Origin of the sequence: Mycolicibacterium tusciae (genome assembly GCF_002086795.1) — a bacterium.
Taxonomy (GTDB): Bacteria; Actinomycetota; Actinomycetes; order Mycobacteriales; family Mycobacteriaceae; genus Mycobacterium; species Mycobacterium tusciae.
In genome coordinates this window covers 281,003-304,291 of sequence record NZ_MVIM01000005.1, presented here as the reverse complement: position 1 = coordinate 304,291, position 23,289 = coordinate 281,003, and the positions used below count along the sequence as shown (strand labels likewise).

Below are 23,289 nucleotides of genomic sequence, written 5' to 3'. Positions count from 1 at the left end.
TCACGGCGTCACCGTCACCGCCGCCACGACAGCCTCGTAACCCACCAGGACGGTGCGTTCGGCGAGGGCGGCGAAGGTGTTGTGCCGCTCGTCAATCGCGGTGCGAACCTGCACCTCGTCGCGCCAGCCGAACGGCTGGCTGGTCGCCACGATAGTGTCGCCCAGCCCGGCGACGTACCCGCCGCCGACGACCCACGTGTGCCCCGACGGCGACAGCCGGGCCGTCCCCGACTTGGCGAACAGCGCGGCCTCGATGGCGGGCAGATGCGCGCCGATGTGGAAGAACCCCACGGTGTTCGTCTCGGCCATCGCACCTTCGAGGTAGGCGACAGCCTCCTTGAGGGTGGGCCGGATGGCGATGCCGCCGGGAAGGTCGGCGGCGTCCACCAGCAACCGGGCGGCGAACTCGCGCTCCACCGTCGGCTGTTCCTCCAACCGGAACACCTGCGCCGCACGCGCCTGCACCTCGGCCCGCGATGGCTCGGTCAGGTCGCACTCGTCATACGCCCACACCGTCATCGGGTCGAACGGGTCCAAGATCGGCGGACGCTGACCCTCCTTGCGCTCGGCGTTGTCGATGGGCGGGACCGAACACCACGGCGCGCCCCACACGCCGGAAGCGTCGGCACCGCCGTAGTTCGGGCCACGGACCTCAACGCCGTTGAGGTGACGCGACGGCTCGCCCGCGCCCACCTCGGTCCAGAACGTCGCGGCGTAGAGGCCGGGGATGGCCGGGTTCACCGCCGGAACCTCGAAATGCGTTGGCAGCATCGCGGTGTGGGTCGTCGCGGGGAAGTCGGGCAGGCCGGTGGTCATGGTGTCACTCCAAGGGATTCGAGTTCGGCGCGGGCGCGGTCGGCGTCGGTCGAGGCGGTCGGGTGGTGGTCGCCGTGGTCGTCGCGGTCGAGACGCCGTTCCAGCGCCAAGGCGGCGTGGTCGATGGTGCGGGTCAACAGCCGCGCCAGTTGGTCGGAGCGGGAAGGCTGGCCACGCAGCGCGGCGGCGTTGGGCGGATGAGAGTGCGCGAGCAGGTCGGAGAACGCGGCATCGACGGCCATCGCCATCGCCACCACCGCCGCCGCCCACGAACCGGACGCCATGTCCTTGTCGGCGATGTCGGGCAGCGCCGGGCGCGGCGCGAGGTCCACCAATGTGGTCATGGCGTACTTGCGCTTGCCCGGCTCGTCGGCCAGGTGCGCGGTGCGGCGGCGGGCATCCGTCTCGGCCACCCACCCGACGATGACGCCGACCGCCTCGTGGACGCCTTCGGCCAGCCACGGCACCGAGGCAGCGGTGCGCATGAACCGGGTGGGCCGGTCGTCGGCGGCGATCCGCTGCGCCAACGGGCCGACGACATCGGCGATCTCGCGGGCCAGCGACCAGGTGCCGTCGTAGTGGGCGGCGGGCAGCCCGGTGCGCCGCCGCTCGCGGTGTTCGGACGGGGTGTACGTGCGCGGCGGCTGCGGGCGTTGGGCGGCGAGCGCGGCGGGTGTGCGGTTGCGCGCCATGACCCCGGCCTGAATGGCGGTCATCGGGCCACCGCCTCGCGCAACCGGGCGGTCAGAGCGTCGAGGTGGATCGGCGCGATCTGGCCCGCCTCGGCATCGATGGCGCGGCGGGCGCGCCAATAGCTCAGCGCCGCCCGACACGCAATGACATCGGGGTCATCGTTGCCGCGACCGCGCGCCAGGTACGCCGCCAACCGACCCGACCACTGCGCGGGGGTCAGCGACGTAGGGTCGGTGAGGAATGTGGTCTGCATAGTGGCGACCATAGACGCCGACCGTGCACCGACGGTCGAGGCTAACGCCGTCGGCGTGTCCCGAAATATGTTGTGGGATAGGAAGATAACCCGTAAACGTCGGGAAACTGAACGTACCTCCGCCGGGCCGGTTCAAGACTTTCGGGCAGCACCGACGAACAGCATTCCGCCGAGATGTTGCTCGATCCGCGCAGTGCCGTGCAGACCGTGGCGGGCCAGTTCGGCGGCGAACTCGGCTGCGTCGAAACGGTTCTCGCGCGGGTGCACTGTGAAGGTGCGGAACGCCCACGTTTCAAGCATGTGGCGCGGAACCTCCTCGAACAGCAGTTGCCCGCCGGGGCGCAGCACGCGGGCGATCTCGGCTACGGCCTCCTGCCATTGCGGAACGTGGTGGATGATGCCGAAGTCGATCACGGTGTCCTGGCTGGCGGCTGGTTGTTTGATCTCGCAGGCGTCGCCGACTGAGAGCGACACTGGACGGTTGTGTAGGCGTCGGCGCGCAAGCTCGACCATGCTGTCGTCAAGGTCGAATGCGGTGACCCGGTTGGCGTGGAGCCGGTCGAGGATGACCTCGGCCCCGACGCCGCGACCGCACCCGACTTCGAGCACGTCTTGGCCCGCGAGGTCGCCACCGGCAAGACGGCGGAACCACGCCGCTTCCCGGCGGTGTTGGTGGGCGGCGCGGATGGGGTTGTTCATCGCGGCCCGTTCGATGGCGTTGAGCTTCATTGGATACCTCGCCTCATCGGCTGTCGTCGTTATCATCGGCAGAAGTTGATTAATCTCGTTGAGAAGTTATCATCGTGAAATGCCGATGAAAAGTAGTAGCGTCCCTCCGGCCACGCGCGACGACTTAGCGGGCGCGGTCGCGTTGTTCCACGGCCTGTCCGATCCGACCCGGCTGGCCATCGTCGGCCACCTGGCTGGCGGTGAAGCACGGGTAGTTGACCTAGTGCGGGCGCTCGGCCTGCCGCAATCTACGGTTTCGTCGCACCTGGCCTGCCTGCGCGACTGTGGCCTGGTCAACGGACGCCCCGAAGGCAGGCAGATGTTCTATTCGCTTGCCCGCCCCGAGTTGCTCGACCTGCTGGCGTCCGCTGAAACCCTCCTCACCGCGACGGGCAACGCCGTCGCCCTCTGCCCGACCTATGGCACCGACAGGACGACCTGATGAGCACACCCGACACCACGCTGACCGCCGCCGAGACCGAACGGCTCACCCGCCGGGGACTGCGCCTGGCTCAGTTCACGGTCGGCTACAACGTCATCGAAGGCGCTGTCGCCATCACCGCCGGGCTGATGGCCGGGCTGGTGTCGGTGGTCGGGTTCGGCATCGACTCGGGCATCGAATCCATCGCCGCCGTCCTGGTCGCTCTCCGGCTGTCGGCGCGGCTGCGCCACGGCCACGCCGATGAACGCAAGGAGCGCATCGCCCTCAAGCTGGTCGCCAGCACGTTCTTCCTGCTCGCCGGCTACGTCACCATCGAGGGCATCCGCAGCCTGATAGGCGGCGAGGAACCCGAAAGCTCGCCGCTGGCCATCGGTCTGCTGGTGGCGTCGATCATCGTGATGCCAGTGCTGGCTGCCGCCAAGAAGAAGGTCGGTACCCAGCTCAAGGACAACCTGATCCTCGCCGACGCTGCCGAGACCAAAATCTGTGTGCTGCTGAGCATTTCCACGCTGCTCGGCGTCGGCCTGTTTGCGCTCACCGGCGCCGCCTGGCTCGACCCCGTTGCTGGCTTCGTCATCGCCGCGTTCGCCATTCACGAAGGTAGGGAAGCCTGGGAGGGCGAACTGGTCGAGGACGACGACTGAACGGACCGTGCCATGACCCGAGTGACCGACCATAGTCCCGCGTCGCCGGGTAGAGGCGACTGAACAAAGACGACACTGTCCCGCGCTTTAGGGGCACAAATGCCCTACACCTCCGATTCGACAGTCCGCGACGATTGGACGATGACCGAATCTCGTGAGTCCGGGACAGAACGTGCCGCAGCAGCAGTAGGGGAGCGGCGCGTCTTTGAGTCGCCATCGCCTTACGACGATGGCAGGCGCAACAGGTCGAGCTCGATTTTGGTGTGGGTGGGCATCGTCGCCGGTGTCGTGTTCATCGTCGCTGTGATCTTCTTCTCGGGGTTTTTCATCGGTAGGCACTCAGACGGCAATTTCCGTGGTGGATATCACCAGCCGGGGATGATGGGACCGAGTCAGATGGGACCGTACGGCCAGATGGGGCCGGGCATGATGGGACCCGGCGGCATGATGGGTCCCGGCGGCATGATGGGTCCCGGCGGCGCGTGGCCGGGTCAGCAGACGCCGACGACCACGGCTCCGACCACCCCTCGGCCATAGGGTTGGTCGTAGTGAGGTCACGATGGCGCAGTTGATGAATCGCCGTGCGGCGCTCGCCGCACTCGGCGCATTGGCGGCGGGCAGTGTTCTTGGCGTTGGATACGTCATCCGCAACGTGTTCGAACCGCGGACGCCGGACCTCCGGCTCACCAACGGACCCGGCGACGGCGGCATGATGGGCGGGCCAGCGGACATGCGGGTCTATATGGACATGTTCGCTCGGCACAATGAGATCAGGCGCACGGTGGAAGAAATACCAGGTGGCGTGCGCACCACCACCGAATCAGATTCGCCCGACCTTACTGCTCAACTACAGGCGCACGTTTCGAGCATGTATTCCCATATCGGCCAGGGCGACGAGGTCATGTGCATGAGCTCGACGCTGCCGACCCTGTTCCGAAACGCAGGCGGCTACCGACGCCAACTCACGCTCACTCCGACCGGAGTGATTGCCGAGGAAACGGCAGACGATCCCAACCTGATAGAAGTGATCCGCGCACACGCCCGCGAGGTCACTGGCTTCGTCCGTGACGGAATGCCAGCGATGATGCAAGGCATGATGGGACCCGGCGGCATGATGGGACCCGGCGGCATGATGGGACCCGGCGGCATGATGGGACCGCCGCGCTCCTGATGTGGCGCGCCGGTTGACCCGGCACTCCCTGCCTATCCGTGGGAGTCACGCCGCCACTCGCTTGTGGATTCGGGCCACCGTGTTCGGGAACCACTTCGATCCGCCCTGGCCGGTCGGCGTGCCGTCGGCGTTCAGGCTGTCGGCGATGGCTGCCCACGTCGCCCCTGCGGCGCGTTCGCGGGCGATGCGCTCGACCACCGACGGCGGCACGGTGGTCGGGCGTCCGAGCCGCACCCCCTGCGCCTTGCGGACGGCCAACGCCGCCTTGGTCCTGTCGCTGATGAGGCCGCGTTCCAGTTCGGCCACGCTGCCCATGATCTGCGTGGTGAACCGCCCCGCCGCCGTGCTGGTGTCCACCGTGCCATCGACGGCGACGACCACGCCGCCCGCGCGCTGGGTGCGGTCGAGCACGTCGAGGAGGGTGGGCAGGCTGCGGGCCAGGCGGTCGGACTTGGCCACCATCAACACCGCCGCCTGTGCCGACTCCACGGCGTCGATGGCGGCGGTGAGGGCGGGCCGGGCGTCGATGGCCTTGCCGCCGCTGACGCCCTCGTCGGCGTGCCACCCGACGATGGTCCAGCCCCGGCGGTCGCACTCGGCGGCGATGGCGGCGCGTTGCGCGTCGAGCCCGGCACCGCTGGCCGCTTGCTCCTCGGTGGACACGCGGATGTAGGCGACGACGGTGCCGACGGGCGCGGTCTGGACGCGACGGCGGCGGGTGCGGGGCGTGGTCATGCTCCCATCGTATAACGCAAACGACCGTTTGCGTTAAGAGTCGCCGCCCGACATTGCGTCGAGTGCCGCCGCCGCACCTTCGAGGCGGGCGCGTTCGGTCGCGGTGGCCTCCAACTCCCCGCGCTCGATGGCGTCGAGGATCAGCCTGACTTGGCGTGCGGTCGTGGCGATGTCGGCGCGCTTCATGTCGTCGTCAGTTCCGCCGGGTGTTGCCCGCCAGCCACGCCGCTGTCGGGTCGTAGTGGTCGGGCCGGGGCGATGTCGGCATCGGGCTGCGCCGTCTCGGGGTAGTGCGCCACGCTGACGAGTGAAACCGGGTCAGGTCGGGTGTCGGCAGGGCCGGGCGTGCCGACCGCCTCACCGGCCCGTTGGCGCGCGACGGCCACCCACTCGGCCAACTCGTCGGCGGGGATGCCGTCGAGGGCGAGCACCTGGCGGGCGATGTCGCATTGCAGCGACCACGCGGGGTCGTCCGGCCCCGCGACGGTGCCGACCATCTCGCGCAACTCGGCGACAGCCTGGTCCTCCAACGCCGACGGCGACAGCGTGCCCTCGGCCACGTCGCGGGCGATTGAGGATGCCGCCTTGATGACGTCCTCGGTCGTGGTGGTGCTCATCGGATTACCTCCGCGTCGATGACGTTGCCGCTGGCGATTGCCGACGGCTGCTCACGCTGGGCGACCAACGCCAGCAGTTCGGACTCCATGCGGTCGATGATGGCGGTGGCGTCGTGGCTGACGTTCACGTCCACCTGCTGGGCGACGGGCACGTGCAACCCGTTGATCTTGGCGTCCTTGTCGATGTTGTCGCCGATGGCGCGGGCGTAGGACACCACCGCCTGGTGGTCGCCCGACTGCTTCGCCTCGGCGAGACCGGCGAACAGCACCGACTTGGTGATGCGCAGCCCGTCGGTGGCGGTGCGGCGCAACGCGGCGGGGTTGTCGGCGGGTTCGGACTCGACCAGGCGGGCCACCGCCAACTGCGCCGCCCGCCGCGACCGGAACCCTTCGGAGTCGGCGATCTGCTGCCACGTCTTGCCGGTGCCGCGCAGCCAGCGCGCACGCTCGGCGCGGCGGCGGCTGTCCTCGCGGCTCATCGCCGGTCCTGGTTTGGCCATGTGGCCATTGTGGGGCAATTAGGTCCGTCTTCGTCAGTACCCGACGTTTACGGGATTGTGGTGTGGCTGCGGTCATTTCGGTGCCACCGCCCGCCCGCACCGCCGCCGCCCGGTCCACTGTCCGCCGCCACTGTCCGCCGCCACCGCGCCCGTCGGATGCGGTGTCGAGGTCGATGTTCGGTTTCGACGGCCACCCTCCAAACCCGGCCCTCTCGGGTGCGTCCCGCTATCCCTATAGCGGGGCCGCGAACACCCGCGAAGTGGGAACTGTTCATCGGCAAAACCGCGAACATACGCGAACCCCAGGTCAGAGGGCATATTTAGAGCACGTCGGCATTGCCGCGAATGCCGTGGACCCCGATTTCGCGGCTCATTTCGCGGTGACCCGATGCCGCGAAGTTGCGATGCTCTGACCTGCGCAAACGCATATTCGACGCGCGCCGGGTGACCGTTGCGCCCATGATTCACCTCCGTGGTTAACAATTAGAATGACGCTGACCAGGTGTTCGCGGGTTGCTGGCTAAGTTCGCGGCTGCGCCGCGAAGTTTGACGTCGACGCTCTGACCGCATGTTTGCTGCGCGCTCAGTCGGTCGGCGGCGGCGTCTCCGGCGACTTCGGGGTGGCCTTCTGCGACGACTTCCCACCGCGCCGCCGTGTCGCCAGGTCCACCACCTCGGCGCTCACGTCGGCGGTGTCGTCGGCGTCGGGCGGAGCCGACTTCGGCGAGTAGGTGCGCCGCCCGTTGGTCGGGTTGACGTGCTGGGTCACCAGACGCCCGTAGTTGTCCTTGGCCAACCGCGCGAGGTGCGTGCCCACCGCGTCCTTGCCGAGTTCGCACCCGCGCGCCTGGGCGCGGCGGGTCACCTCCGCAGGCGACAGCGGGCCGTCGTCGGCGTCGTTGACGACCGCCACCAGAATCTTGTCGTCTTGGGCCAGCGCCGCCGCCACCTTGTCGGCGGTCTCGTTCATCGTCAGCGGGTCGCGCGCGGTGGCCACCAGGGTCGTGTAGCCGTACCCGGCTCGGCCCTCGGTGGGCGGCATCGTCCCGGCCACCTTCTCGACCTTCACCGGGTAGCGCGTGCCGGTGGCCTCGGATTTGTGCTTGTCGATGACGAACTCGGCCTCGTTCGGGCCGGTCGCCTTCTGCACCACCGTCGCGTCGGTGTCGTCCCGCCCCACGCTGGACCCTCGGGCGTGGTCCTGGCCGCGCGCGGTGTGGTGGATGACGATGACCGCCGCGTTCGCCTCCATCGCCAACTTCTGGGCGTTGGCCAGCGCCGCGCCGATGTCGGTGGACGAGTTCTCCTCGATGCCCCTGGTGGCCTTGCGCTGGGTGTCGAACACGATGAGTTTGATGCCCCGCGCCTTCACGAACTCGACCAACTCGGCCATCCACTCGTCGTCGGCCAATTGCACCACGTCGTCCCAACCGAGGAGGTCCAGGCTGGCGATGTCGAGCCCGGCGCGCTGGCACCACGCGGCGACATCCGCGCCCATGCCGTAGTGGCGGCGCTCGGCGCAGAAGTACAGCACCGAGTGCTTCTGCGGCACCTTGAGTTGGTGGGTGAAGTCGCGGCCCGCCGCCACCGAGCACGCCAGTGCGAGCACGGTGAACGTCTTGTAGGTGCCGCCGTCGCCGACCCAGTGAGTGACCGTCTGCTCGTAGATCAGCCCGTCGATGAGGGTGCCGGTCGGCGGGTCGTTGGCCATGTCGGAGACGTGGCGGATGACCTCGGCCAGGGGGTGGCGCGGGGTCGCCATCGCCGCAGCCTTCCGGCGCACCTGTGCCCGGTGGTACTCGCGGATCGCCGCCGCCTCGATCTTCAACGCGCCGATCTCTTCGGGCGTCAGTTCCGGCATCGCGGTGGGGTGGGCGTCGGTCGCGCCCACCTTCACCGCCTTGTCCCCGCTGAACATCACGTCCGGCGCGTCCTTGACCGGATCGCGCCCGGCGTTGCGGCGCGCGATGTCGGCGGCGATTGCGCGCGCCCACGGCTCGGTGCGCCCGTCGAGAATCGACACCGGGTAGCGGCGAGACGCCCACCGTTTCAGCCGTTTCTCGCTGGCCTCCTGCGCCTTCGCAGCGGTGGCGTGCTTGGCGTTGGCGCCCCGGGTGTTGAACGGCTGGTACCCCTCGTCGCCGGGGCGCAGACCGTTTACGTCGGTCTTGCCATCGTCCTCGGCGGCGGGCGGCGCATCGTCGGCCCGCCCCCGGGCGGTGGCCTTGCCGAAGTCGGCGGGCATGGCGGCGAGGAGGGCGTCGGCACGGCTGCGGTGACCGTTGATGGCGGTGGCCTCATCGGTGGCGCCGGCCTGCTTGCCAGTCGGGGAGGTATTCTCGGTCATGTCTCCTACTTCGCGGCGATGGGGAGTCCTTGGAAGTGGTGCCGCACCGGCACATCGCGGGCGAAGCCAAGCACGCGGCTGGTGCGGCATCACTGCGTTACGGGTATGTGCGCGTTGAGTTTTAATGTGTGGCCACTCACCGCGCGGCCTGAATCTCCACAGGAATGACCGGGCGCAGCAGCGCGTTGACATCGGCGACTTTGACGCGCATCGCGCTGCCCGGCTTGTCGCTGATCCGGTAGGCGGGCAGCTCGCCGCTGGCGATCTTCTCGCGGAACGTGAACACCGAGTAGCCGGTGCGCGCGGCGGCAGATCGCAGCGATTCGTACTCGGGGGTGGGTGTGGTTGTGCGGGTGGACACTTCGGGTCTCTCCTCTGACCTCGCCGTAATCCGAGGAGGCCGGGTTGGACGCCTCGGGTCATGGCGGGCCAATCCCGCGCTGTAACGCCGCAAATATAGCGCGGGTTCGCGGGGTTTCGCCACATTCCGCGCGGAACACGCCGAACGAATTAGGTTGTGCGCGTTGGAGTTTAGTTTCCCGACGTTTACGGGTTTGTCGCGGCTAGCGCGGAAAGTTTGTCGGCAAGCGCGGCGGCACGTCCTTCGGCGGTGTGTTGGTAGCGCATGGCCATGTTCGGCGAGGTGTGGCCGAGCCGGTCCATCACTTCGCGCAGCGTTGCGCCCGCCTGCGCGGCCATCACGCCACCCGCATGGCGCAGGTCGTGGAAATGCAACTGCGGCTGCCCGATTGCCTCGCGCGCGGCCTCCCACGCCGTGCGGAACCGCTTCTCCCCGGCGAACGATCCGGTGGACGGTTCGGTGAACACCAGCGCCTCGTCCCCCTCGCCGACGTGGCGCGCGAGGTGGTCCACAACGGCGGGCCGAACGTGCGGCGGCACCGACACCACGCGCCGCGACTCGCGCGTCTTGGTCGGCCCCACCTCGAACTTGCCCTCCCGGTACGTCACGGCCCGTTCGATGCGAACGGTGGACCCGTCGGCGGCTATGTCGCAGCGGCGCAGCGCGAACACCTCCCCCTTGCGCAACGCGCACCACCCGGCCAGCAGCACGGCCAGGCGCGCGTCGTCGGGCATCGCCGCCGCCAACTCGGTCAGTTGGGCGGCGTCGAGCAACACCACCGAGCGCTTGGCGTGCTTCACCTGTGCCGCGCCCTTGATCCGGCACGGATTGCGCTCGATCAGGTCGTCGGCCACGGCGGTGTTGAACACCCCGTTGAGGATCGCGTACGCCTGCGCGTTGCGCGTGTCATGCTCGGTGCCCAACCCGGCGAACCACGTGCGGACGTGCTCGGGCGTGATCTCGGCCAGTCCGAGGTCGCCGAGGACGGGGAGGATGTGGTTGTCGAGGTGGCCCCGGTAGTTGTCGCGGGTGCGGCGCGCCAGCTTCGTCTTGTTGTCCAGCCACGTGTTGGCGTAGGTGCGCAACGTCAGCTTCTCGGCCTGTCGGCGGGCGGCGCGTTCGGCGGGCGGTGTCCACTCCCCCGGTCGGCGGCGGTCGAGGTCGATTAGATCCTCCTCGGCCTGCAACCAATGACCCGCGCTGCTCTTGGTGGGGAACGTGGCCAGCGCCTTATAGACCGCGCCGTTGTGGAGGTAGCTCGCCTGCCACCGGCCCGAGGGCAATTGGCGCATCCGCCCGAACGACCGCCGCGTGCGCTCCGACTTCGCGGCCGCCCGCTGTCCTGCCATGCTCCACTCCCGTCGCCGTGCAATCTCCGTGCAATAGTCATCCTATAGGAACCCGACAGAACCTCGCAGTTCGCAAAGGCGATATCCGCTGGTAAATGCAGGTACGGGCAAGTTCGTGGTGGTCACCGGCAGGATTGCGCGGTGCTGATCGGCAAATTCGAATCCTGCCGGGGGCGCTCATAAGGATGTATTGCTTCGGCTGATGGTTGCCATTTCTGCTTCGGTTGATGCCTGACAGTGTTTCGGCTGATGCTTGACAGTTGCTTCGGTTGATCCTTGACACTCCCTGAATGAGGGAGTTGAGCGTGGCCGAGCAGAGGTATCAGGCCGTGTTAGCGGTGATCAGCGACGGGTTGTCGATTTCGCAGGTCGCTTCGAAGGTGGGGGTGTCGCGGCAGACGCTGCACACCTGGTTGGCCCGGTATGAGGCCGAAGGTTTGGACGGGTTGGTCGATCGATCGCATCGGCCGGCGTCGTGTCCGCATCAGATGTCAGCTGAGGTTGAGGCGGCTGTGTTGGAGTTGCGTCGCTCGCGGCCGTATTGGGGGCCGCGGCGGTTGGTGTTCGAGCTGGCCAAGCGTGGGGTGGGGCCGGCGCCCTCGGAGTCGGCGGTGTATCGGGCGTTGGTGCGGGCGCAGATGATCGATCTGCATCTGCGGGATCGGCGGTCGCGCAAGTGGAAACGGTGGGAACGCGCCGCCGCGATGGAGTTGTGGCAGATGGACGTTGTGGGCGGGTTCCCGTTGGCCGATGGCACCAGCGCTAAGGCGTTGACCGGGATCGATGACCACTCTCGGATGTGCGTATGCGCGGCGTTGATGGCTCGCGAGCGCACCAGGGCGGTGTGCGACGGACTGCGGGCGGCGCTGGGGACCTATGGTGCGCCCGGGCAGATCTTGACCGATAACGGCAAGGTGTTCACCGGTCGGTTCAACCATCCGCCGGTCGAGGTGCTTTTTGATGCGATCTGTCGTCAGCAGGGGATCGAGCATCTGTTGACCCAGCCGCGTAGCCCGACCACGACGGGCAAGATCGAGCGGTTCCATCGCAGCCTGCGCACCGAGTTCCTCAGTGGCCGAGCGCCGTTCAAGAACTTGAAAGTCGCCCAGCAGGCCCTCGATGAGTGGGTCGCCTTCTACAACAGCACACGTCCGCACCAGGGATTGCAGATGGCGACGCCAAGTTCGCGGTTCACCGGCCGGGCCGAGGCGATCGAGCCGGCGGTGGCCACACCGGGCCCCGAGAGTCTGGGGGGCGAGCGCAGTGGTTCGGACTGGGTCAGCCGTCGGGTTACCACCAACGGTGTGGTGTGCGTGTCCTGGCAGCAGGTCAGCTTGGGACTGCATTACGCGGGTTCGCGTTGCGATGTCCACGTCGACGGTCAGCTTCTGCGCTTCTACATCGGCGACATTCTGGTCAAGACCGCCGCCCGACGCAGCGCCGGAGAGGTAAGAAACAAGAGGGCGTTGCGCACCAGCGCACACCCGTAAAACACAACAATGAGTGTCAAGGATCAACCGACACCAATCCGTCAACCATCACCCGAATCCTGCCGGGGGCGCTCATAAGGAACGCTCCAGACGCTCGTCGACACCGCGCCTGACCACCGCATAACTGTCCCACCCCGACGGCAAGTCCCGCTGAATGAGATTGCGGGTTGTCCCGTGTTCACCTTCCGTTCACCGTGAGCTGTCCACACCAACGGCGGGAGGAATTGTTCAATGAACGGTGCGTCTGAAGGCGCCATCCAGGCGAGTTCACGAACACGAGTGAGGTTGCCAGGGCGTCAGCGCAGAACGGCGATGTACCGGATCCTCGGCGTCGTTGTGGCCGCAATCGCCATGCTCATCGGCGCGGCGGTGCCCGCCTCGGCGGCCGAGTCGATGCGGGTGACTTTCGTCCGCCACGGTCAATCCGAGGGCAACGCCTCCGGACTGATCGACACGTCGACCCCGGGACCGGTGCTCACCCCGTTGGGTCAGCAGCAGGCTGAAGATGTGGTCGATCGACTCGGCGGCAACAACTACGACGCCATCTATGCATCGACGATGGTGCGGACCCAGCTCACGGCGGCCCCGATGTCGGAGTACCTGGGCCTGCCGGTACAGGTACTGCCCGGCCTTCAAGAGATCGAGGCCGGCGTCTTCGAGGGCACCCCGGAGGCCAACGCCTCGCGTGGGTACGGGCTGTACCCGATCGGGTGGGCACTGCCTGGCGTCATTCCACAGATCCCGGTGGACCGTTTCAACAAGGGCACCGTCATGCCGGGTACGGACGGACTCAACGGGTATGTGTTCGACGCCAGGGTCGACGGTGCGCTGCAGACCATGTACGACAACGGCGACCGCAACGTGATCGTGTACTCGCACGGCGGCACCATCATGTTCTGGACGATGATGAACGTGGACAACCTGACCCCGATCCAGAAGCTGCAGCTGCTGCAGACGGCTGCGTTGGGCAACACCGATTACGTCGTCATCGAGGGCAACAACGAAGACGGCTGGACGTTGGTCGATTGGAATGGGCAGCGGTTCAGCCCTGAACCCACGCTCGAAGCCGAAATCGCCCTTCAGCAGCGCACCTTGACGCGTCAGCTGGACGCGACTTTCAATGATGTCGCCGATGCGTTCGCCACCGGGGACGTCAGGACGATCCTGAGCGCGGTCAAGGGCGGCGCCGCGGACACGCAGTTCTCGTTCGCCAAGTTCAGGCGCGCCGTCACCACCAAGATCACCAACGAGATCGGCAAGCTGACGTCGCAACCTGCCGAGTCGGGCGACACCGGAAACACCCCGGCCGTGCACAGCCAGGTCGCCTCGGTCGCAGCGACGACGGGCAACTCGCAGACCGCGGAATCCACCGACATCGCAGCGCGCGTCTCTGCTGTCACGAGTTCGTTCGGCGCGAAGCCGCGCAGCTCCACCAAGAAGTCGGAGGCGGTCGACGCTGACGAGGCCAGCGACGGTGCCAAGTCCGTGCCGGGGACCCTCGGCACGCGCCCTGCCCGCAACGGGAACCGCGGCCAGCTCTCGGGGATCAAGGACGCCCTCACGAGCATCATCCGGAAACCCGGCAAGACAGCTGAGAGCACGTCATCCGGGACGTCCGGCCCCGGCACCACCGGTGATGCCGGGGCCAACAGCGGCAGCCCCGGTTCCGGTGATGGCGACGGCGGAGGTTCGCAAAGCAACGCGGCGTAAATGAGAGCAGTCGGCCCCTTGCCCGTGCAAGGGGCCGATTGTTTTTCTGCCACCTACAGTGAAGTGACTCAACCGCGACACGGGAGGGGCCTTGGCCGGTCCTGCGAACAGTGCGTCCGACGCGCCGGCGTCGATGGTGGCGCGGGTCGCGTTGATCATCAACTCGTTCGACCGCGCCGGAAAGCAGCTACGCCTCGACGACGTGGCCGCCCACACCGGCCTGCCGCGCTCGTCGACACACCGCATCCTCAATCAACTGCACGCGACGGGGTTGCTCACCCGCGGGCCGGACGGTTATTGCCTTGCGGCGTCGTCTCTCTCGGCGAATCGCGCCGTCGATCACTCCGAGTTGCGCGGCGCCGCGTCGCCGGTGCTCAGACGTCTTGCCGCCGACACATCCCTCGTCGTACATCTCGGCGTGCTGCTGGGAGCGGACGTCGTCTATCTCGACAAGGTCGGTGGCAGCGGCGATGTCGCGATTCCGACACGCGTCGCGGGCCGCACCCCCGCCCACGCCAGCGCGCTGGGCAAGGCGATGCTGGCCACACTGTCGGCCGAGGACGTCGACGCGATCCTGACCGATCCGCTCCCCAAGCGAACCCCGGCGACCATCGCCGACCTGCCGACACTGCACCGGGAGCTGGCACTGATCCGATCCCGGCACGGACTCGCCTACGACGACCAGGAACTGGCCACGGGCCTGTCGAGCGTCGCAGCACCCATCCGAATGGCCGACGGTGAGGTGGCCGGTCTCTCCCTCACCGGCCCGATGCCCGCCCGCTGGCTCAACCGGATGGCGCCGTTCCTCACGCGCGCGGCAAGAGGCATATCGGAGCACATCGGCAGAGCGACACCCGCAGCGCGGAACGACACCGATTCCACGACCATCACCGACGACATGATGTCGCGGGTGCTTCGCACCCTGTCGTCCGACGACTGGGTGTGACCCGCGCTACCAGATGAGGTCATCCACGTTGAGACCCATCGCGAACCGACCGGCCACGGAAAGTACCTGCTCCACATTGCTCGACACGTGGCGTTGCGCGGTCTGCACATCACGCCAGATTCGTTCCAGCAGAGCGTGATCAGCGTGGGGACCAGGATTGTGCACGACCGTGCGGATCGCCGCGACCGCCCGCTCGCACGCCATCACCTGGTCCCGACGCGCACGAAGCACCAATTCCGCATCCGGATATCCGCCGGCGCGCACGCGGTCCATCAGGTCGGCTAGATTGCGCCTGATCTGAAGCATCGACAGTTCAATGTCCGTGCGGGCCATCGCGAACGGATCCAGTGGCGCCGAAGAGTCCGGCACCCGCTCTGCCAGCACTCGTTGGGCCGCTCCGAGCAGCGGAATGGTTCCGGCCAGGGTGTACAACGTCGGCTGCGGCAACCGGTCCAGCAGCTTCGTCGCAGCGTTCGGATCGAAGTTCAGCCAGCTGAACGCGCGGTGTTCCGGCACGAATACGCCGGAGATGACGACGTCGTCCGCGCCAATCCCCCTCATTCCCAACCCATTCCAAGTCGGCTCGATCACGTAGTCAGCCTGCGGCACCAGCACTGCCATGAAGTCCTGGGCGGCGCCGTCAGACCCCACGCGCAGCGCCGCCGCACTCAACCACGTCGCATGCCGCGCGCCGGTGCATCGAACCCATCGACCGGATAGCAGGAACCCGCCGTCGACGGACTCCAACCGTCCGGTCGGGGCGTAGGACGAGCACAACAGCGTGCGCGGTTCGTCACCCCAGATGTCCTGCTGCACCCTTTCGTTGCGCACCGACAGTCCCCAGCTGTTCATCGCCAGCCATCCGGCCAGCCAGCCGGTCGACATACACGCCGAGGAGAGTTCACGCGTGGCGGTCAGATAGTCGTCGGGGTCACCCTCGCTCTCAAAACCCTGCGGTCGCAGCAGCGCGAAGTAGCCCGTGTCCTGAAGGCGCGCGATCATTTCGGGGTGGACCGCGCGCTGTCGGTCCACAGCCGCGGCGGCCGCGGCGATCTCGGGAATCAACTCTCGAACCGAATCGAGCACCGACGGCGTCGTACTCTGCTTCACGGCTGCCTTTTTCGTGCCACGATTTCTCAATACCAGTTCGGCGCCCGCGTGGAGGTGAGTATGGCCGAGCAGACGACCGTTCCGCGTGTCGTCACCGCCATTCTCGACAAGCTGGCCAGCGAATCCGACGCGGTCACGGCTGAATCACTTGTCGGGCTCCACGGTTCGATAGCCGGACACGCGATGCGTCCCGCGCGGCACGGCGGGTCGGAATTGGGTGCCGACGAGTTCGTTTCGCAGATCTGCGAACTCGCGTCTCTCGACGGATCGCTCGGGTGGCTCGCGGCGATGTTCCATGCGGCCGCCCACCAAATCGCGACGCTCCCAGAGGCTGTTGTCCACGCGGTATGGGGTTCGGATCCGGAAGCGGTGGCTACCACCGCGCATCGCGGCTCGGGTGGCGTCGGGCCCGATCAGCGGCTGGCCGGCCGGTGGGAATCGGTCGTCGGCGCCGGATATGCCGACTGGCTGGTGCTGCCCACGGAGAACGCCCGCCGTGTCCTCGTGCCGCGTGCCGCCGCACGGCTCGAACCGCGTCGCGAGGGTTTCGCCGTCGCAGGCGCCTGCGACGTGACGATCGCCGGTCACGTCGTCGACGACAGCCACGCGTTTGCAGGTGACCAGCGTGCCGCAGCGATCGCCATGGCCGGTGCGGCCGCGGCGGTGACAGGCTCGGCCGAGGGAGTCTGGCGCCACCACGTCGAACAGATGCGGGCTCGGCTTGCCACGTCCTACAGCGGCGGCGAGCTGGCCAACGCCGCCCCTGCGCAAGTGGCCCGGGCCGCATCCGACATCGACGCGGCCAAGCTCCAGATCATCGATGCGTTGCGGCGTCCGGATGCCGAAGCGGCCGATGCCCGGGCATATTGGCAAGCGGTGGCCAGGGCGAGGGCCGCCGCCGACCACATTCTCGGCAACAGTCGCCATGCGCTCGAGCTGACCGATCCGGTTACTCGCCTGTGGCGGGACGTGCATACGGGGTGCCGACTGGCCGCCGCTGTGCTCGACGAAGCAGTGGGCGCCTGATCGGCAGAAGTATCGCCGGCCGGAGTGCCGAAAATCGGCGATCTCGCGTACCATGCCCGGTGGGCAACAGGTTTGCTGCGAAATCGCTTCGGAGGGGCGCGCCAATGGTGGAGTCTGGCAGAAAACGCGCGGTCAAGGTCGCGATCGGCGCTGCCGTGGTGGGGGTCGCAGCCAGCGTTGGTGCCGTTGCAGTCACTCAGCCCGCATCCATCTCCGCATCCCTTGTCGACCTCGCCGCCCTCATCGTCGTCGGTAGCTCGACAAATCCCAGCGGAGAGGGCGTCGAGGACTTCTACGGCGGGAAGTTCCGCGACCCGATGTACACCGGAGCCGACGGCACGGACATCGTCCGCGTGAACTTCCGTGAGGGCCCCGCCGGCATCAGAGCCGCGCTGGACGCGAACGCCGGCGAGCAGAACGCCGTCATCTCCTCGGGCTGGGGCGCGGCGAACGCGAGTTTGCTGCTGTTGACGCAGGATCCGGCCTACGCGAACACCGTCTTCATCCTGGACAACGATGTCGCCCGTCCCGACGGTGGCTTCGGCACCCGCTATCCGTGGTTCGCCCTCATCGGCGTCAACCCGATTCCGACCCCCAGCGAGGTGCCGGCTCAAGCGGCGGTGAACGTCGGCTACCAGTACGACTACAACTCGAATGCCCCGTCATATGTGCTGAACCCGTTCTCGGCGGTCAATTCACTGGCGGCATACCTGAACACGCGCCTGAATCAGGCTGAGATAGACCTGCCGGTCAATGCCGACGGCACACCGGCGGTCACGTGCAACGCCAACACGTGCGCGATCACCGAGAGCGGCGCCGTGCTGGATTGTCCGGACGCACGGTGCAGCTCGCCGGGCGACCGAATCACGGCCTACGTCACGACGCGGGACAACACGACGTACGTCACCTATACGACGGACGAGCTGCCGCTGACCAAGCTGATTCGCACCTACCTCGGCGACTACGTCGCCGACGTCCTCGACCCAGTGCTGGAGCTGCTGGTCAACTTCGGCTACTACGAGGGCAACCCGATTCCGAGCGATCCGAGCGCCTATCGCCCCGGTGCGTTCCTCCCGTCGGGCGCCGACATTCGGACGACGATCGCGAAGATCCCCGAGACGATCGAGCGCACGTTCGCCGCGGTGGTGGCGCCACTGCAGTCGAGTAACCTGCCGGCCGCCAACATAATTGAGCCGACCACCGACATGCCCGAGCCTTTTGCGACCGAAGACAAGCCTTCGATCGCCGAACAACTCGAGCAGGCCGCCCACGCGGCCGCGCAGTCGGAGTATCCGAAGCCGCAGAAGCCGAAGCTGACAAAACGGCCGCTGCTGAACGTCGTACGGGACGGTCTCAAGGTCAGGCCCGGCGACCGCGGCGGCAACGACGCCCAAGGCATCGCTGACACGACGCCGGGCGAGCCGAAGGACGGCGAAGGCACCGTACAGCCGACGGACCCGCCGCCGAGCGACCCGGGTGAGGGCGGCAACGGCGACGGCACCGAACCCGGCGGATCCACCGACGCGAACAACGGCGGCGCCGCGGCGGCGTGACGGGTGCCGTCGTCGCGAGATCCGCCTCGGCCGGGCGACGCTGTGGATACACTCCACGACGTGAAGACGAAGGTCGCGGCGGCAGCGGGCGCCGCACTGTTGGCGCTGGGAGTGGCCGTCCCTGCCGATGCCGCACCACCGAGCTACGGCAGCAACGGCGTCTTCAACGTCACCACCAATCCGCGCGACGGGTGGGCGACGGCGTTCATCCCGCCGGGCCACTACCGGGTCAATCAGGCCCCGAGCATGTTCCCGTATCAAAGCGCGCCCGGGTTCTGGTACCGCTGCCACAACTTCCCGTGCAGCCCCAGCTTTCCGGGCAACGTCATCGCGTCCGGCCCCGCCCAGCGCGACGCCGCGACGTTCGTCGACATCCTGCCCACCGATGTCGCGGTGGCGCTGCACAACGTCACGCTGACGATCGCCTGACTCACAGCGGTCGGTGAGCGGTCACTAGGCTGAGCCGCGTGTCTGATCTCGTACTGGTTCACGTCGACCACCACGTCGCCGTCATCACCATCAACGATCCCGACCGCCGCAACGCGGTCACTTTCGAGATCTCTGCGGCGTTGCGTGCCGCAGTGGATGCCGCCGAAGCCGACACCGATGTGCATGCGCTGATCGTCACCGGCGCCGGGAAGGCATTCTGCGCGGGCGCGAATCTGACCGCGCTCGGCGAGGCCACCGAGGACGGCCTGCGCGTGATTTACGACGGATTCATCGCGGTCGCCAACTGCAGGTTGCCCACGATCGCCGCCGTCAACGGCGCGGCGGTCGGCGCCGGGTTGAACCTCGCACTAGCCGCGGATGTCCGCATCGCCGGTCCCCACGCGCTCTTCGATCCGCGCTTCCAGAAGCTGGGCATCCATCCCGGCGGCGGTGCCACGTGGATGCTGCAGCGCGCGGTCGGCCCGCAGGTGGCCCGCGCGTCGCTGCTGTTCGGGATGAGCTTCGACGCCGAGACGGCGGTGCGCCACGGACTCGCGCTCAAGGTCGCCGAGGATCCCGTGGCCGCCGCGCGCGAACTCGCCGCGGGACCGGCCGCCGCGCCGCGCGAGGTGGTTCTCGCGACAAAGGCCTCGATGCGCGCTACCGCCAACCCCGGATTCATCGACAGCGACCAGCACCGCATCGCGGTGGACACCGAACTGGGCCCGCAGGCGACCTCCATCGAATCACCGGAGTTCGCGCGCCGACTCGAGGCCGCCAAGCGCCGGTGAGCTAGCTAAAGGTCGAGCAGCGCCAGTTCGGGCGACTCGATGAGGCCGCGCAATTCGGCCAAGAATGCGGCGGCCTGCGCGCCGTCGATGATGCGATGGTCGAACGCGCACGTGAGCGACATCGTCGGCCGCGCCACGACTTCTCCGTCGACGACTATGGGGCGCGGCTTCAGCGAGCCCATCCCGAGGATCGCCGCCTCCGGATAGTTGATGACCGGGACGCCGTCGTCGAGCCCGAGCGCGCCGAAGTTGGACACCGTGAACGTCGAGCCCTGCAGTTCGGTCGGCATGAGCGTGCCGGACCGCGCGTCCCGAATCAGCCGGGCGACCATGTCGGCGAGCTCGCGGGTCGTCTTGTCCTGGGCGTCTTTGACAACGGGCACCAGTAGGCCGCGCGGCGCCGCGACACCGAATCCCAGATGCACCGCGGAGTGCAGATGGATCTGCGGACCTTCGGTGGTATCCACCCATGTCGCGTTGAGGTTCTGGTGGTGGGTGAGCGCAATCGTCAACAGCCGCAACGTGAGTACGAACGGTGTGATCGACACGTCGTCGCCCACCTGGTCACGCATGCGGTCGCGCAGCCGCACCAGGTTCGTCCCGTCGACCTGTACGCTGGCATGGGCATCGGGTATCTCCTTGCGCGACAGCGACATTCGATGGGCCATCTCCGCCCGCACACCGCGCACCGCCACCATGTCGGGGCTCGGTGCGGACCTCCCCGCCGACGCCAAGACGTCCTCGCGGGTGATGACACCGTCGGCGCCCGAGCCCACCAGCGCGTTGAGGTCGACGTTCAGCTCCGATGCCAACTTTCGCACCGGAGGCTTCGCGCGTGGTCGGGTCGACGTGGACGGCGGGGTTCGCCTGGTTTCGTCCATCTCGTCGTCGGCGCCGTAGCCGACCAGGACCGGTTTACGCTTGGTCTCCACCGCCGTCGGCGTTTCCGTCTCGATACGGGCCAGCACCGCACCGACATTCAGCGTTTCACCCTCGCCGCCGCCGAGCTCGGCGATCCGCCCGGCGAACGGACTCGGGATCTCCACCTCTGCCTTGTTGGTCTCGACCGTGCACAGTGTCTGGTTGAGCTCGACGGTGTCGCCGACCGCGACGCTCCAGCTCGTGATCGTCGCGTCCTCCAGCCCCTCACCGAGATCGGGAACGAGGAAGTCCCGCACCTGGCCGGTCATGGCGCCTCCAGCGTCCGCTCGACGCAATCCAGAAGCCGGTCGACGCCCGGTAGCCACAGCTTCTCCAGCCGTGCGGGCGGGAACGGGGTGTCGAATCCGGTCGCGCGCAAGACCGGTGCCTCGAGGTCATAGAACAACTCCTCCTGGATGCGCGCCGCGAGTTCGGCACCGAAGCCCAGCGTGCGGGGCCCCTCGTGCATGACTACAGCGCGACCCGTGCGCCGCACCGATTCGGCGACCGTATCGAAGTCCAGCGGGTTCAGCGACCGTAGGTCGACGACCTCGATGCTCCAACCGTGGTGCTGCGCAGCCAGTTCGGCGGCGCTCACGGCCGTGGCGACCAGCGGTCCATAGGTCACCACCGTGACGTCGTCTCCGCTACGCCGGATCGCCGCCCGCCCGATCGGCAGGCCCGGGGTGACGGTGTCGACGGGTTCACGTAACCAATACCGGCGTTTGGGTTCCAGGAAGACGATCGGATCGCGGCACGTGATCGACTGTCGCAGCAGCCAGTACGCGTCGGTCGGGGTCGACGGCGCCACCACCTTCAAACCCGCGGTGTGCAACCAGTAGCTCTCGGTCGACTCCGAATGGTGTTCGACGGCCCCGATTCCGCCGAACGACGGGATCCGGATGGTCACCGGCATCTCGATGTCGCCGCGGGTTCGCATCCGGTACTTCGCGAGATGACTGACGATCTGGTCGAACGCCGGCGCGGCGAACCCGTCGAATTGGATCTCCGGGACGGGTACCAAGCCGCGGATCGCCATGCCGATCGCGATGCCGATGATCGCCGACTCCGCCAGCGGAGTGTCGAAACACCTTTGCTCACCGAAGGTTTCAGCGAGTCCCTCGGTGACCCGGAAGACACCTCCGAGCGTGGCGACATCCTCGCCGAACACGAGCACACGCTCATCGGTTGCCATCGCGTCGTGCAGTGCGCGGTTGATCGCCTGCGCCATGGTCAGCGTCGGGGCGTCCGGCACGGTGGTCAGCAACGGTCGGCGCGGTTCGTCGTCCCCGTGGAAGGTCGGCCGCTCGATGATCTGAGTCATGTCAGGCCTCCTTCGCGATCTCCGCCAGCACCTGTTCTCGCTGCGCCAGCAAGTCCGGGGTGATGTCGTGGTACACGGTGTCGAACACGTCGGTGATGTCGAAATCGTCGGCGTCGACGACCGACTCCCGCAGCTCGGCGCGTAATCGCTTCGATTTGGCGGCAACCCGCTCCTCGAGCCGCTCGCTCCACACACCTGCCGACTGCAGGTACTTCCGGTAGCGCTGAATCGGGTCGCGCGCCGCCCAGTAGTCGAGTTCCTCGTCGGACCGGTAACGGGTGGGGTCGTCGGAGGTGGTGTGCGGACCCATCCGATAGGTGATCGCCTCGATCAGCGTCGGGCCGCCACCGCCCCTGGCGCGTTTGGCGGCCTCGGCCGTCACGGCGTAACAGGCCAGCACGTCGTTGCCGTCCACCCGAACTCCGGGCATCCCGTAGCCGATGGCGCGGTGGGCGATGGACGGTCCGGCCTGCTGCCTGTGGACCGGGACCGAGATCGCCCAGTGGTTGTTCTGCACGACGAAGATGCATGCGCGTTGAACACCGCCGCGAAGTTCAGCGCCTCGTGCGCGTCGCCTTCGCTGGTGGCGCCGTCGCCCATGAACGTCAAGGTCACCGAATCCTCGCCAAGCCGTTGCGCCGCCATCGCCGCGCCGACCGCATGCAGACCCTGGGTTCCGATCGGGATCGAGATCGGCGCGACGCACTTCTCGGTGAACTCGAGCCCCCCGTGCCATTTGCCGCGCCAGACCGCTCCCATCTGCGCCGGCGTGAGTCCGCGCAGCAGAAATGCGCCGATCTCTCGGTACTGCGGGAACAGCCAGTCGGTCTTGGGCAGGCAGGCTGCGGTTCCGATCTGCGCGGCCTCCTGACCGCGGCAGGATGCGAACAGTGCCAGCTCACCCTGTCGCTGCAGGTTGACGAACTCGATGTCGAGTTCGCGGGTGACGACCATCGACTCGTAGAGCCAGGCCAGGGTCTCGGGCGGGAGGTCTCTTCGGTATCGGGACTCGGCGGTCGGCGTCCCATCGGGAGCCACCAGCTGTATCGGCTCCAGCTCGACGCCTGGCGCTATCCCAGACGTCCGCGGGGTCGCATCGATCCCTGCCATACCGCCTCCTAGGGTCACTGACGGCGGGTCGCGCCGTCAGGCGACTGAGGTGCTCAGCACGGAGGCGATCGGAGCAGAACCCCTGGTGGGGGGCTCGTCCGTCAGCTGCCGGGGTGTGGCGCTAACGCGACGATGCGCTCAGCTCGCCGCAGTACTGGGGCATCAACCATTATGCCCTCGCATTGGAAGACAGCATCTGATCGCGGCCGGCGGTGAGGACGT

26 protein-coding genes and 2 pseudogenes are annotated in these 23,289 nt (G+C 67.6%); 11 read left to right on the top strand and 17 right to left on the bottom strand.

Annotated elements, in window-relative coordinates; translation table 11 throughout:
* The 4 genes from BST47_RS12315 to BST47_RS12300 all read right to left on the bottom strand — a co-directional run bounded on the left by BST47_RS12315 (position 1) and on the right by BST47_RS12300 (position 2,491).
* A complete protein-coding gene (locus BST47_RS12315) occupies positions 1 to 816 on the bottom strand; it encodes a hypothetical protein (RefSeq protein ID WP_083125802.1) in 816 nt (271 codons plus the stop codon).
* On the bottom strand, positions 813 to 1,532 hold the full coding sequence (locus tag BST47_RS12310) for a hypothetical protein (protein ID WP_011856348.1): 720 nt from the start codon (positions 1,530 to 1,532) through the stop codon (positions 813 to 815). The genes BST47_RS12315 and BST47_RS12310 overlap by 4 nt, the downstream gene beginning before the upstream one ends.
* Positions 1,529 to 1,762: a hypothetical protein gene (locus tag BST47_RS12305; protein WP_041925108.1), complete on the bottom strand. Its 234-nt coding sequence runs from the start codon at positions 1,760 to 1,762 to the stop codon at positions 1,529 to 1,531. The genes BST47_RS12310 and BST47_RS12305 overlap by 4 nt, the downstream gene beginning before the upstream one ends.
* A 132-nt stretch (positions 1,763 to 1,894) precedes the next feature.
* Positions 1,895 to 2,491 (bottom strand): class I SAM-dependent methyltransferase, encoded by a 597-nt coding sequence (locus BST47_RS12300; protein ID WP_011856350.1) that lies wholly within the window; start codon positions 2,489 to 2,491, stop codon positions 1,895 to 1,897.
* A gap of 85 nt (positions 2,492 to 2,576) precedes the next feature.
* Here BST47_RS12300 and BST47_RS12295 point away from each other — a divergent pair, with 85 nt between their 5' ends.
* The 4 genes from BST47_RS12295 (at position 2,577) to BST47_RS12280 (ending at position 4,748) form a co-directional block, all read left to right on the top strand.
* Positions 2,577 to 2,933: an ArsR/SmtB family transcription factor gene (locus tag BST47_RS12295; protein ID WP_011856351.1), complete on the top strand. Its 357-nt coding sequence runs from the start codon at positions 2,577 to 2,579 to the stop codon at positions 2,931 to 2,933.
* The gene (locus BST47_RS12290) at positions 2,933 to 3,577 is read left to right on the top strand and encodes a cation diffusion facilitator family transporter (RefSeq protein ID WP_011856352.1); all 645 of its coding nucleotides are present in this window, start codon (positions 2,933 to 2,935) and stop codon (positions 3,575 to 3,577) included. Before BST47_RS12295 ends, BST47_RS12290 begins: the two co-directional genes overlap by 1 nt.
* A gap of 141 nt (positions 3,578 to 3,718) precedes the next feature.
* Complete coding sequence (locus tag BST47_RS12285; RefSeq protein ID WP_083045392.1) at positions 3,719 to 4,114, top strand: hypothetical protein; 396 nt, start codon at positions 3,719 to 3,721, stop codon at positions 4,112 to 4,114.
* 22 nt (positions 4,115 to 4,136) lie between these two features.
* A complete protein-coding gene (locus tag BST47_RS12280) occupies positions 4,137 to 4,748 on the top strand; it encodes a hypothetical protein (protein ID WP_083125801.1) in 612 nt (203 codons plus the stop codon).
* Positions 4,749 to 4,793: 45 nt separating this feature from the next.
* Here the strand turns inward: BST47_RS12280 and BST47_RS12275 are convergent, their stop codons facing one another.
* The 8 genes from BST47_RS12275 to BST47_RS12250 form a co-directional block, all read right to left on the bottom strand.
* Positions 4,794 to 5,483 (bottom strand): recombinase family protein, encoded by a 690-nt coding sequence (locus BST47_RS12275; RefSeq protein WP_011856355.1) that lies wholly within the window; start codon positions 5,481 to 5,483, stop codon positions 4,794 to 4,796.
* A gap of 33 nt (positions 5,484 to 5,516) precedes the next feature.
* Positions 5,517 to 5,669, bottom strand: a complete 153-nt coding sequence (locus tag BST47_RS30660; protein WP_165799779.1) for a hypothetical protein — start codon at positions 5,667 to 5,669, stop codon at positions 5,517 to 5,519.
* The gene (locus BST47_RS12270) at positions 5,666 to 6,100 is read right to left on the bottom strand and encodes a flagellar hook-length control protein (protein ID WP_083125800.1); all 435 of its coding nucleotides are present in this window, start codon (positions 6,098 to 6,100) and stop codon (positions 5,666 to 5,668) included. The genes BST47_RS30660 and BST47_RS12270 overlap by 4 nt, the downstream gene beginning before the upstream one ends.
* Complete coding sequence (locus BST47_RS12265) at positions 6,097 to 6,600, bottom strand: hypothetical protein (RefSeq protein ID WP_234809672.1); 504 nt, start codon at positions 6,598 to 6,600, stop codon at positions 6,097 to 6,099. Before BST47_RS12265 ends, BST47_RS12270 begins: the two co-directional genes overlap by 4 nt.
* A gap of 320 nt (positions 6,601 to 6,920) precedes the next feature.
* On the bottom strand, positions 6,921 to 7,061 hold the full coding sequence (locus tag BST47_RS30655) for a hypothetical protein (RefSeq protein WP_163647394.1): 141 nt from the start codon (positions 7,059 to 7,061) through the stop codon (positions 6,921 to 6,923).
* Between the two features lie 122 nt (positions 7,062 to 7,183).
* Positions 7,184 to 8,947 (bottom strand): AAA family ATPase, encoded by a 1,764-nt coding sequence (locus BST47_RS31435; RefSeq protein WP_083125799.1) that lies wholly within the window; start codon positions 8,945 to 8,947, stop codon positions 7,184 to 7,186.
* Between the two features lie 136 nt (positions 8,948 to 9,083).
* On the bottom strand, positions 9,084 to 9,308 hold the full coding sequence (locus tag BST47_RS12255; RefSeq protein ID WP_011856359.1) for a MerR family transcriptional regulator: 225 nt from the start codon (positions 9,306 to 9,308) through the stop codon (positions 9,084 to 9,086).
* Positions 9,309 to 9,493: 185 nt separating this feature from the next.
* A complete protein-coding gene (locus BST47_RS12250) occupies positions 9,494 to 10,657 on the bottom strand; it encodes a tyrosine-type recombinase/integrase (protein ID WP_083045394.1) in 1,164 nt (387 codons plus the stop codon).
* Between the two features lie 290 nt (positions 10,658 to 10,947).
* On the opposite strand from BST47_RS12250, the gene BST47_RS12245 reads away from it, so the two are divergent.
* The 3 genes from BST47_RS12245 to BST47_RS12235 all read left to right on the top strand — a co-directional run bounded on the left by BST47_RS12245 (position 10,948) and on the right by BST47_RS12235 (position 14,803).
* Positions 10,948 to 12,147, top strand: a complete 1,200-nt coding sequence (locus tag BST47_RS12245) for an IS481 family transposase (RefSeq protein ID WP_083125798.1) — start codon at positions 10,948 to 10,950, stop codon at positions 12,145 to 12,147.
* A gap of 279 nt (positions 12,148 to 12,426) precedes the next feature.
* A complete protein-coding gene (locus BST47_RS12240) occupies positions 12,427 to 13,857 on the top strand; it encodes a histidine phosphatase family protein (RefSeq protein WP_234809671.1) in 1,431 nt (476 codons plus the stop codon).
* A 91-nt stretch (positions 13,858 to 13,948) separates the two neighbouring features.
* Positions 13,949 to 14,803, top strand: coding sequence for an IclR family transcriptional regulator (locus BST47_RS12235; RefSeq protein WP_107528939.1), 855 nt, complete (start codon positions 13,949 to 13,951; stop codon positions 14,801 to 14,803).
* 6 nt (positions 14,804 to 14,809) lie between these two features.
* Here the strand turns inward: BST47_RS12235 and BST47_RS12230 are convergent, their stop codons facing one another.
* Entirely contained in the window at positions 14,810 to 15,913 is a 1,104-nt protein-coding gene (locus tag BST47_RS12230) for an acyl-CoA dehydrogenase family protein (protein ID WP_083125795.1), read from the bottom strand.
* Positions 15,914 to 15,973: 60 nt separating this feature from the next.
* Here BST47_RS12230 and BST47_RS12225 point away from each other — a divergent pair, with 60 nt between their 5' ends.
* From BST47_RS12225 to BST47_RS12210, 4 genes are all read left to right on the top strand, one after another.
* Complete coding sequence (locus BST47_RS12225; RefSeq protein ID WP_083125794.1) at positions 15,974 to 16,939, top strand: acyl-CoA dehydrogenase family protein; 966 nt, start codon at positions 15,974 to 15,976, stop codon at positions 16,937 to 16,939.
* Positions 16,940 to 17,043: 104 nt separating this feature from the next.
* Positions 17,044 to 18,492, top strand: coding sequence for a PE-PPE domain-containing protein (locus tag BST47_RS12220; RefSeq protein WP_083125793.1), 1,449 nt, complete (start codon positions 17,044 to 17,046; stop codon positions 18,490 to 18,492).
* Between the two features lie 60 nt (positions 18,493 to 18,552).
* Entirely contained in the window at positions 18,553 to 18,921 is a 369-nt protein-coding gene (locus tag BST47_RS12215; RefSeq protein ID WP_083125871.1) for a hypothetical protein, read from the top strand.
* A gap of 38 nt (positions 18,922 to 18,959) precedes the next feature.
* Positions 18,960 to 19,712, top strand: coding sequence for an enoyl-CoA hydratase (locus BST47_RS12210; RefSeq protein WP_083125792.1), 753 nt, complete (start codon positions 18,960 to 18,962; stop codon positions 19,710 to 19,712).
* 5 nt (positions 19,713 to 19,717) lie between these two features.
* Here BST47_RS12210 and BST47_RS12205 read toward each other — a convergent pair whose 3' ends face one another.
* The 4 genes and pseudogenes from BST47_RS12205 to BST47_RS31085 all read right to left on the bottom strand — a co-directional run.
* Complete coding sequence (locus BST47_RS12205; RefSeq protein ID WP_083125791.1) at positions 19,718 to 20,902, bottom strand: dihydrolipoamide acetyltransferase family protein; 1,185 nt, start codon at positions 20,900 to 20,902, stop codon at positions 19,718 to 19,720.
* The gene (locus BST47_RS12200) at positions 20,899 to 21,957 is read right to left on the bottom strand and encodes an alpha-ketoacid dehydrogenase subunit beta (RefSeq protein ID WP_083125790.1); all 1,059 of its coding nucleotides are present in this window, start codon (positions 21,955 to 21,957) and stop codon (positions 20,899 to 20,901) included. Before BST47_RS12200 ends, BST47_RS12205 begins: the two co-directional genes overlap by 4 nt.
* Position 21,958: 1 nt before the next feature.
* A pseudogene (gene pdhA / locus BST47_RS12195) lies at positions 21,959 to 23,067 on the bottom strand (pyruvate dehydrogenase (acetyl-transferring) E1 component subunit alpha).
* A 101-nt stretch (positions 23,068 to 23,168) separates the two neighbouring features.
* Positions 23,169 to 23,258 (bottom strand): annotated as a pseudogene (locus tag BST47_RS31085) (CoA ester lyase); the annotation flags it as partial.
* Positions 23,259 to 23,289: the final 31 nt, after the last annotated feature.

What these genes read in the sequence shown, in the direction of transcription:
- BST47_RS12315 (WP_083125802.1), bottom strand. Translation starts at nt 816, where the DNA reads ATGACCACCGGCCTGCCCGACTTCCCCGCGACGACCCACACCGCGATG.
- BST47_RS12310 (WP_011856348.1), bottom strand. Translation starts at nt 1,532, where the DNA reads ATGACCGCCATTCAGGCCGGGGTCATGGCGCGCAACCGCACACCCGCC.
- BST47_RS12305 (WP_041925108.1), bottom strand. Translation starts at nt 1,762, where the DNA reads ATGCAGACCACATTCCTCACCGACCCTACGTCGCTGACCCCCGCGCAG.
- BST47_RS12300 (WP_011856350.1), bottom strand. Translation starts at nt 2,491, where the DNA reads ATGAAGCTCAACGCCATCGAACGGGCCGCGATGAACAACCCCATCCGC.
- BST47_RS12295 (WP_011856351.1), top strand. Translation starts at nt 2,577, where the DNA reads ATGAAAAGTAGTAGCGTCCCTCCGGCCACGCGCGACGACTTAGCGGGC.
- BST47_RS12290 (WP_011856352.1), top strand. Translation starts at nt 2,933, where the DNA reads ATGAGCACACCCGACACCACGCTGACCGCCGCCGAGACCGAACGGCTC.
- BST47_RS12285 (WP_083045392.1), top strand. Translation starts at nt 3,719, where the DNA reads ATGACCGAATCTCGTGAGTCCGGGACAGAACGTGCCGCAGCAGCAGTA.
- BST47_RS12280 (WP_083125801.1), top strand. Translation starts at nt 4,137, where the DNA reads ATGGCGCAGTTGATGAATCGCCGTGCGGCGCTCGCCGCACTCGGCGCA.
- BST47_RS12275 (WP_011856355.1), bottom strand. Translation starts at nt 5,483, where the DNA reads ATGACCACGCCCCGCACCCGCCGCCGTCGCGTCCAGACCGCGCCCGTC.
- BST47_RS30660 (WP_165799779.1), bottom strand. Translation starts at nt 5,669, where the DNA reads ATGAAGCGCGCCGACATCGCCACGACCGCACGCCAAGTCAGGCTGATC.
- BST47_RS12270 (WP_083125800.1), bottom strand. Translation starts at nt 6,100, where the DNA reads ATGAGCACCACCACGACCGAGGACGTCATCAAGGCGGCATCCTCAATC.
- BST47_RS12265 (WP_234809672.1), bottom strand. Translation starts at nt 6,600, where the DNA reads ATGGCCAAACCAGGACCGGCGATGAGCCGCGAGGACAGCCGCCGCCGC.
- BST47_RS30655 (WP_163647394.1), bottom strand. Translation starts at nt 7,061, where the DNA reads ATGGGCGCAACGGTCACCCGGCGCGCGTCGAATATGCGTTTGCGCAGG.
- BST47_RS31435 (WP_083125799.1), bottom strand. Translation starts at nt 8,947, where the DNA reads ATGACCGAGAATACCTCCCCGACTGGCAAGCAGGCCGGCGCCACCGAT.
- BST47_RS12250 (WP_083045394.1), bottom strand. Translation starts at nt 10,657, where the DNA reads ATGGCAGGACAGCGGGCGGCCGCGAAGTCGGAGCGCACGCGGCGGTCG.
- BST47_RS12245 (WP_083125798.1), top strand. Translation starts at nt 10,948, where the DNA reads ATGAGGGAGTTGAGCGTGGCCGAGCAGAGGTATCAGGCCGTGTTAGCG.
- BST47_RS12225 (WP_083125794.1), top strand. Translation starts at nt 15,974, where the DNA reads ATGGCCGAGCAGACGACCGTTCCGCGTGTCGTCACCGCCATTCTCGAC.
- BST47_RS12220 (WP_083125793.1), top strand. Translation starts at nt 17,044, where the DNA reads ATGGTGGAGTCTGGCAGAAAACGCGCGGTCAAGGTCGCGATCGGCGCT.
- BST47_RS12205 (WP_083125791.1), bottom strand. Translation starts at nt 20,902, where the DNA reads ATGACCGGCCAGGTGCGGGACTTCCTCGTTCCCGATCTCGGTGAGGGG.
- BST47_RS12200 (WP_083125790.1), bottom strand. Translation starts at nt 21,957, where the DNA reads ATGACTCAGATCATCGAGCGGCCGACCTTCCACGGGGACGACGAACCG.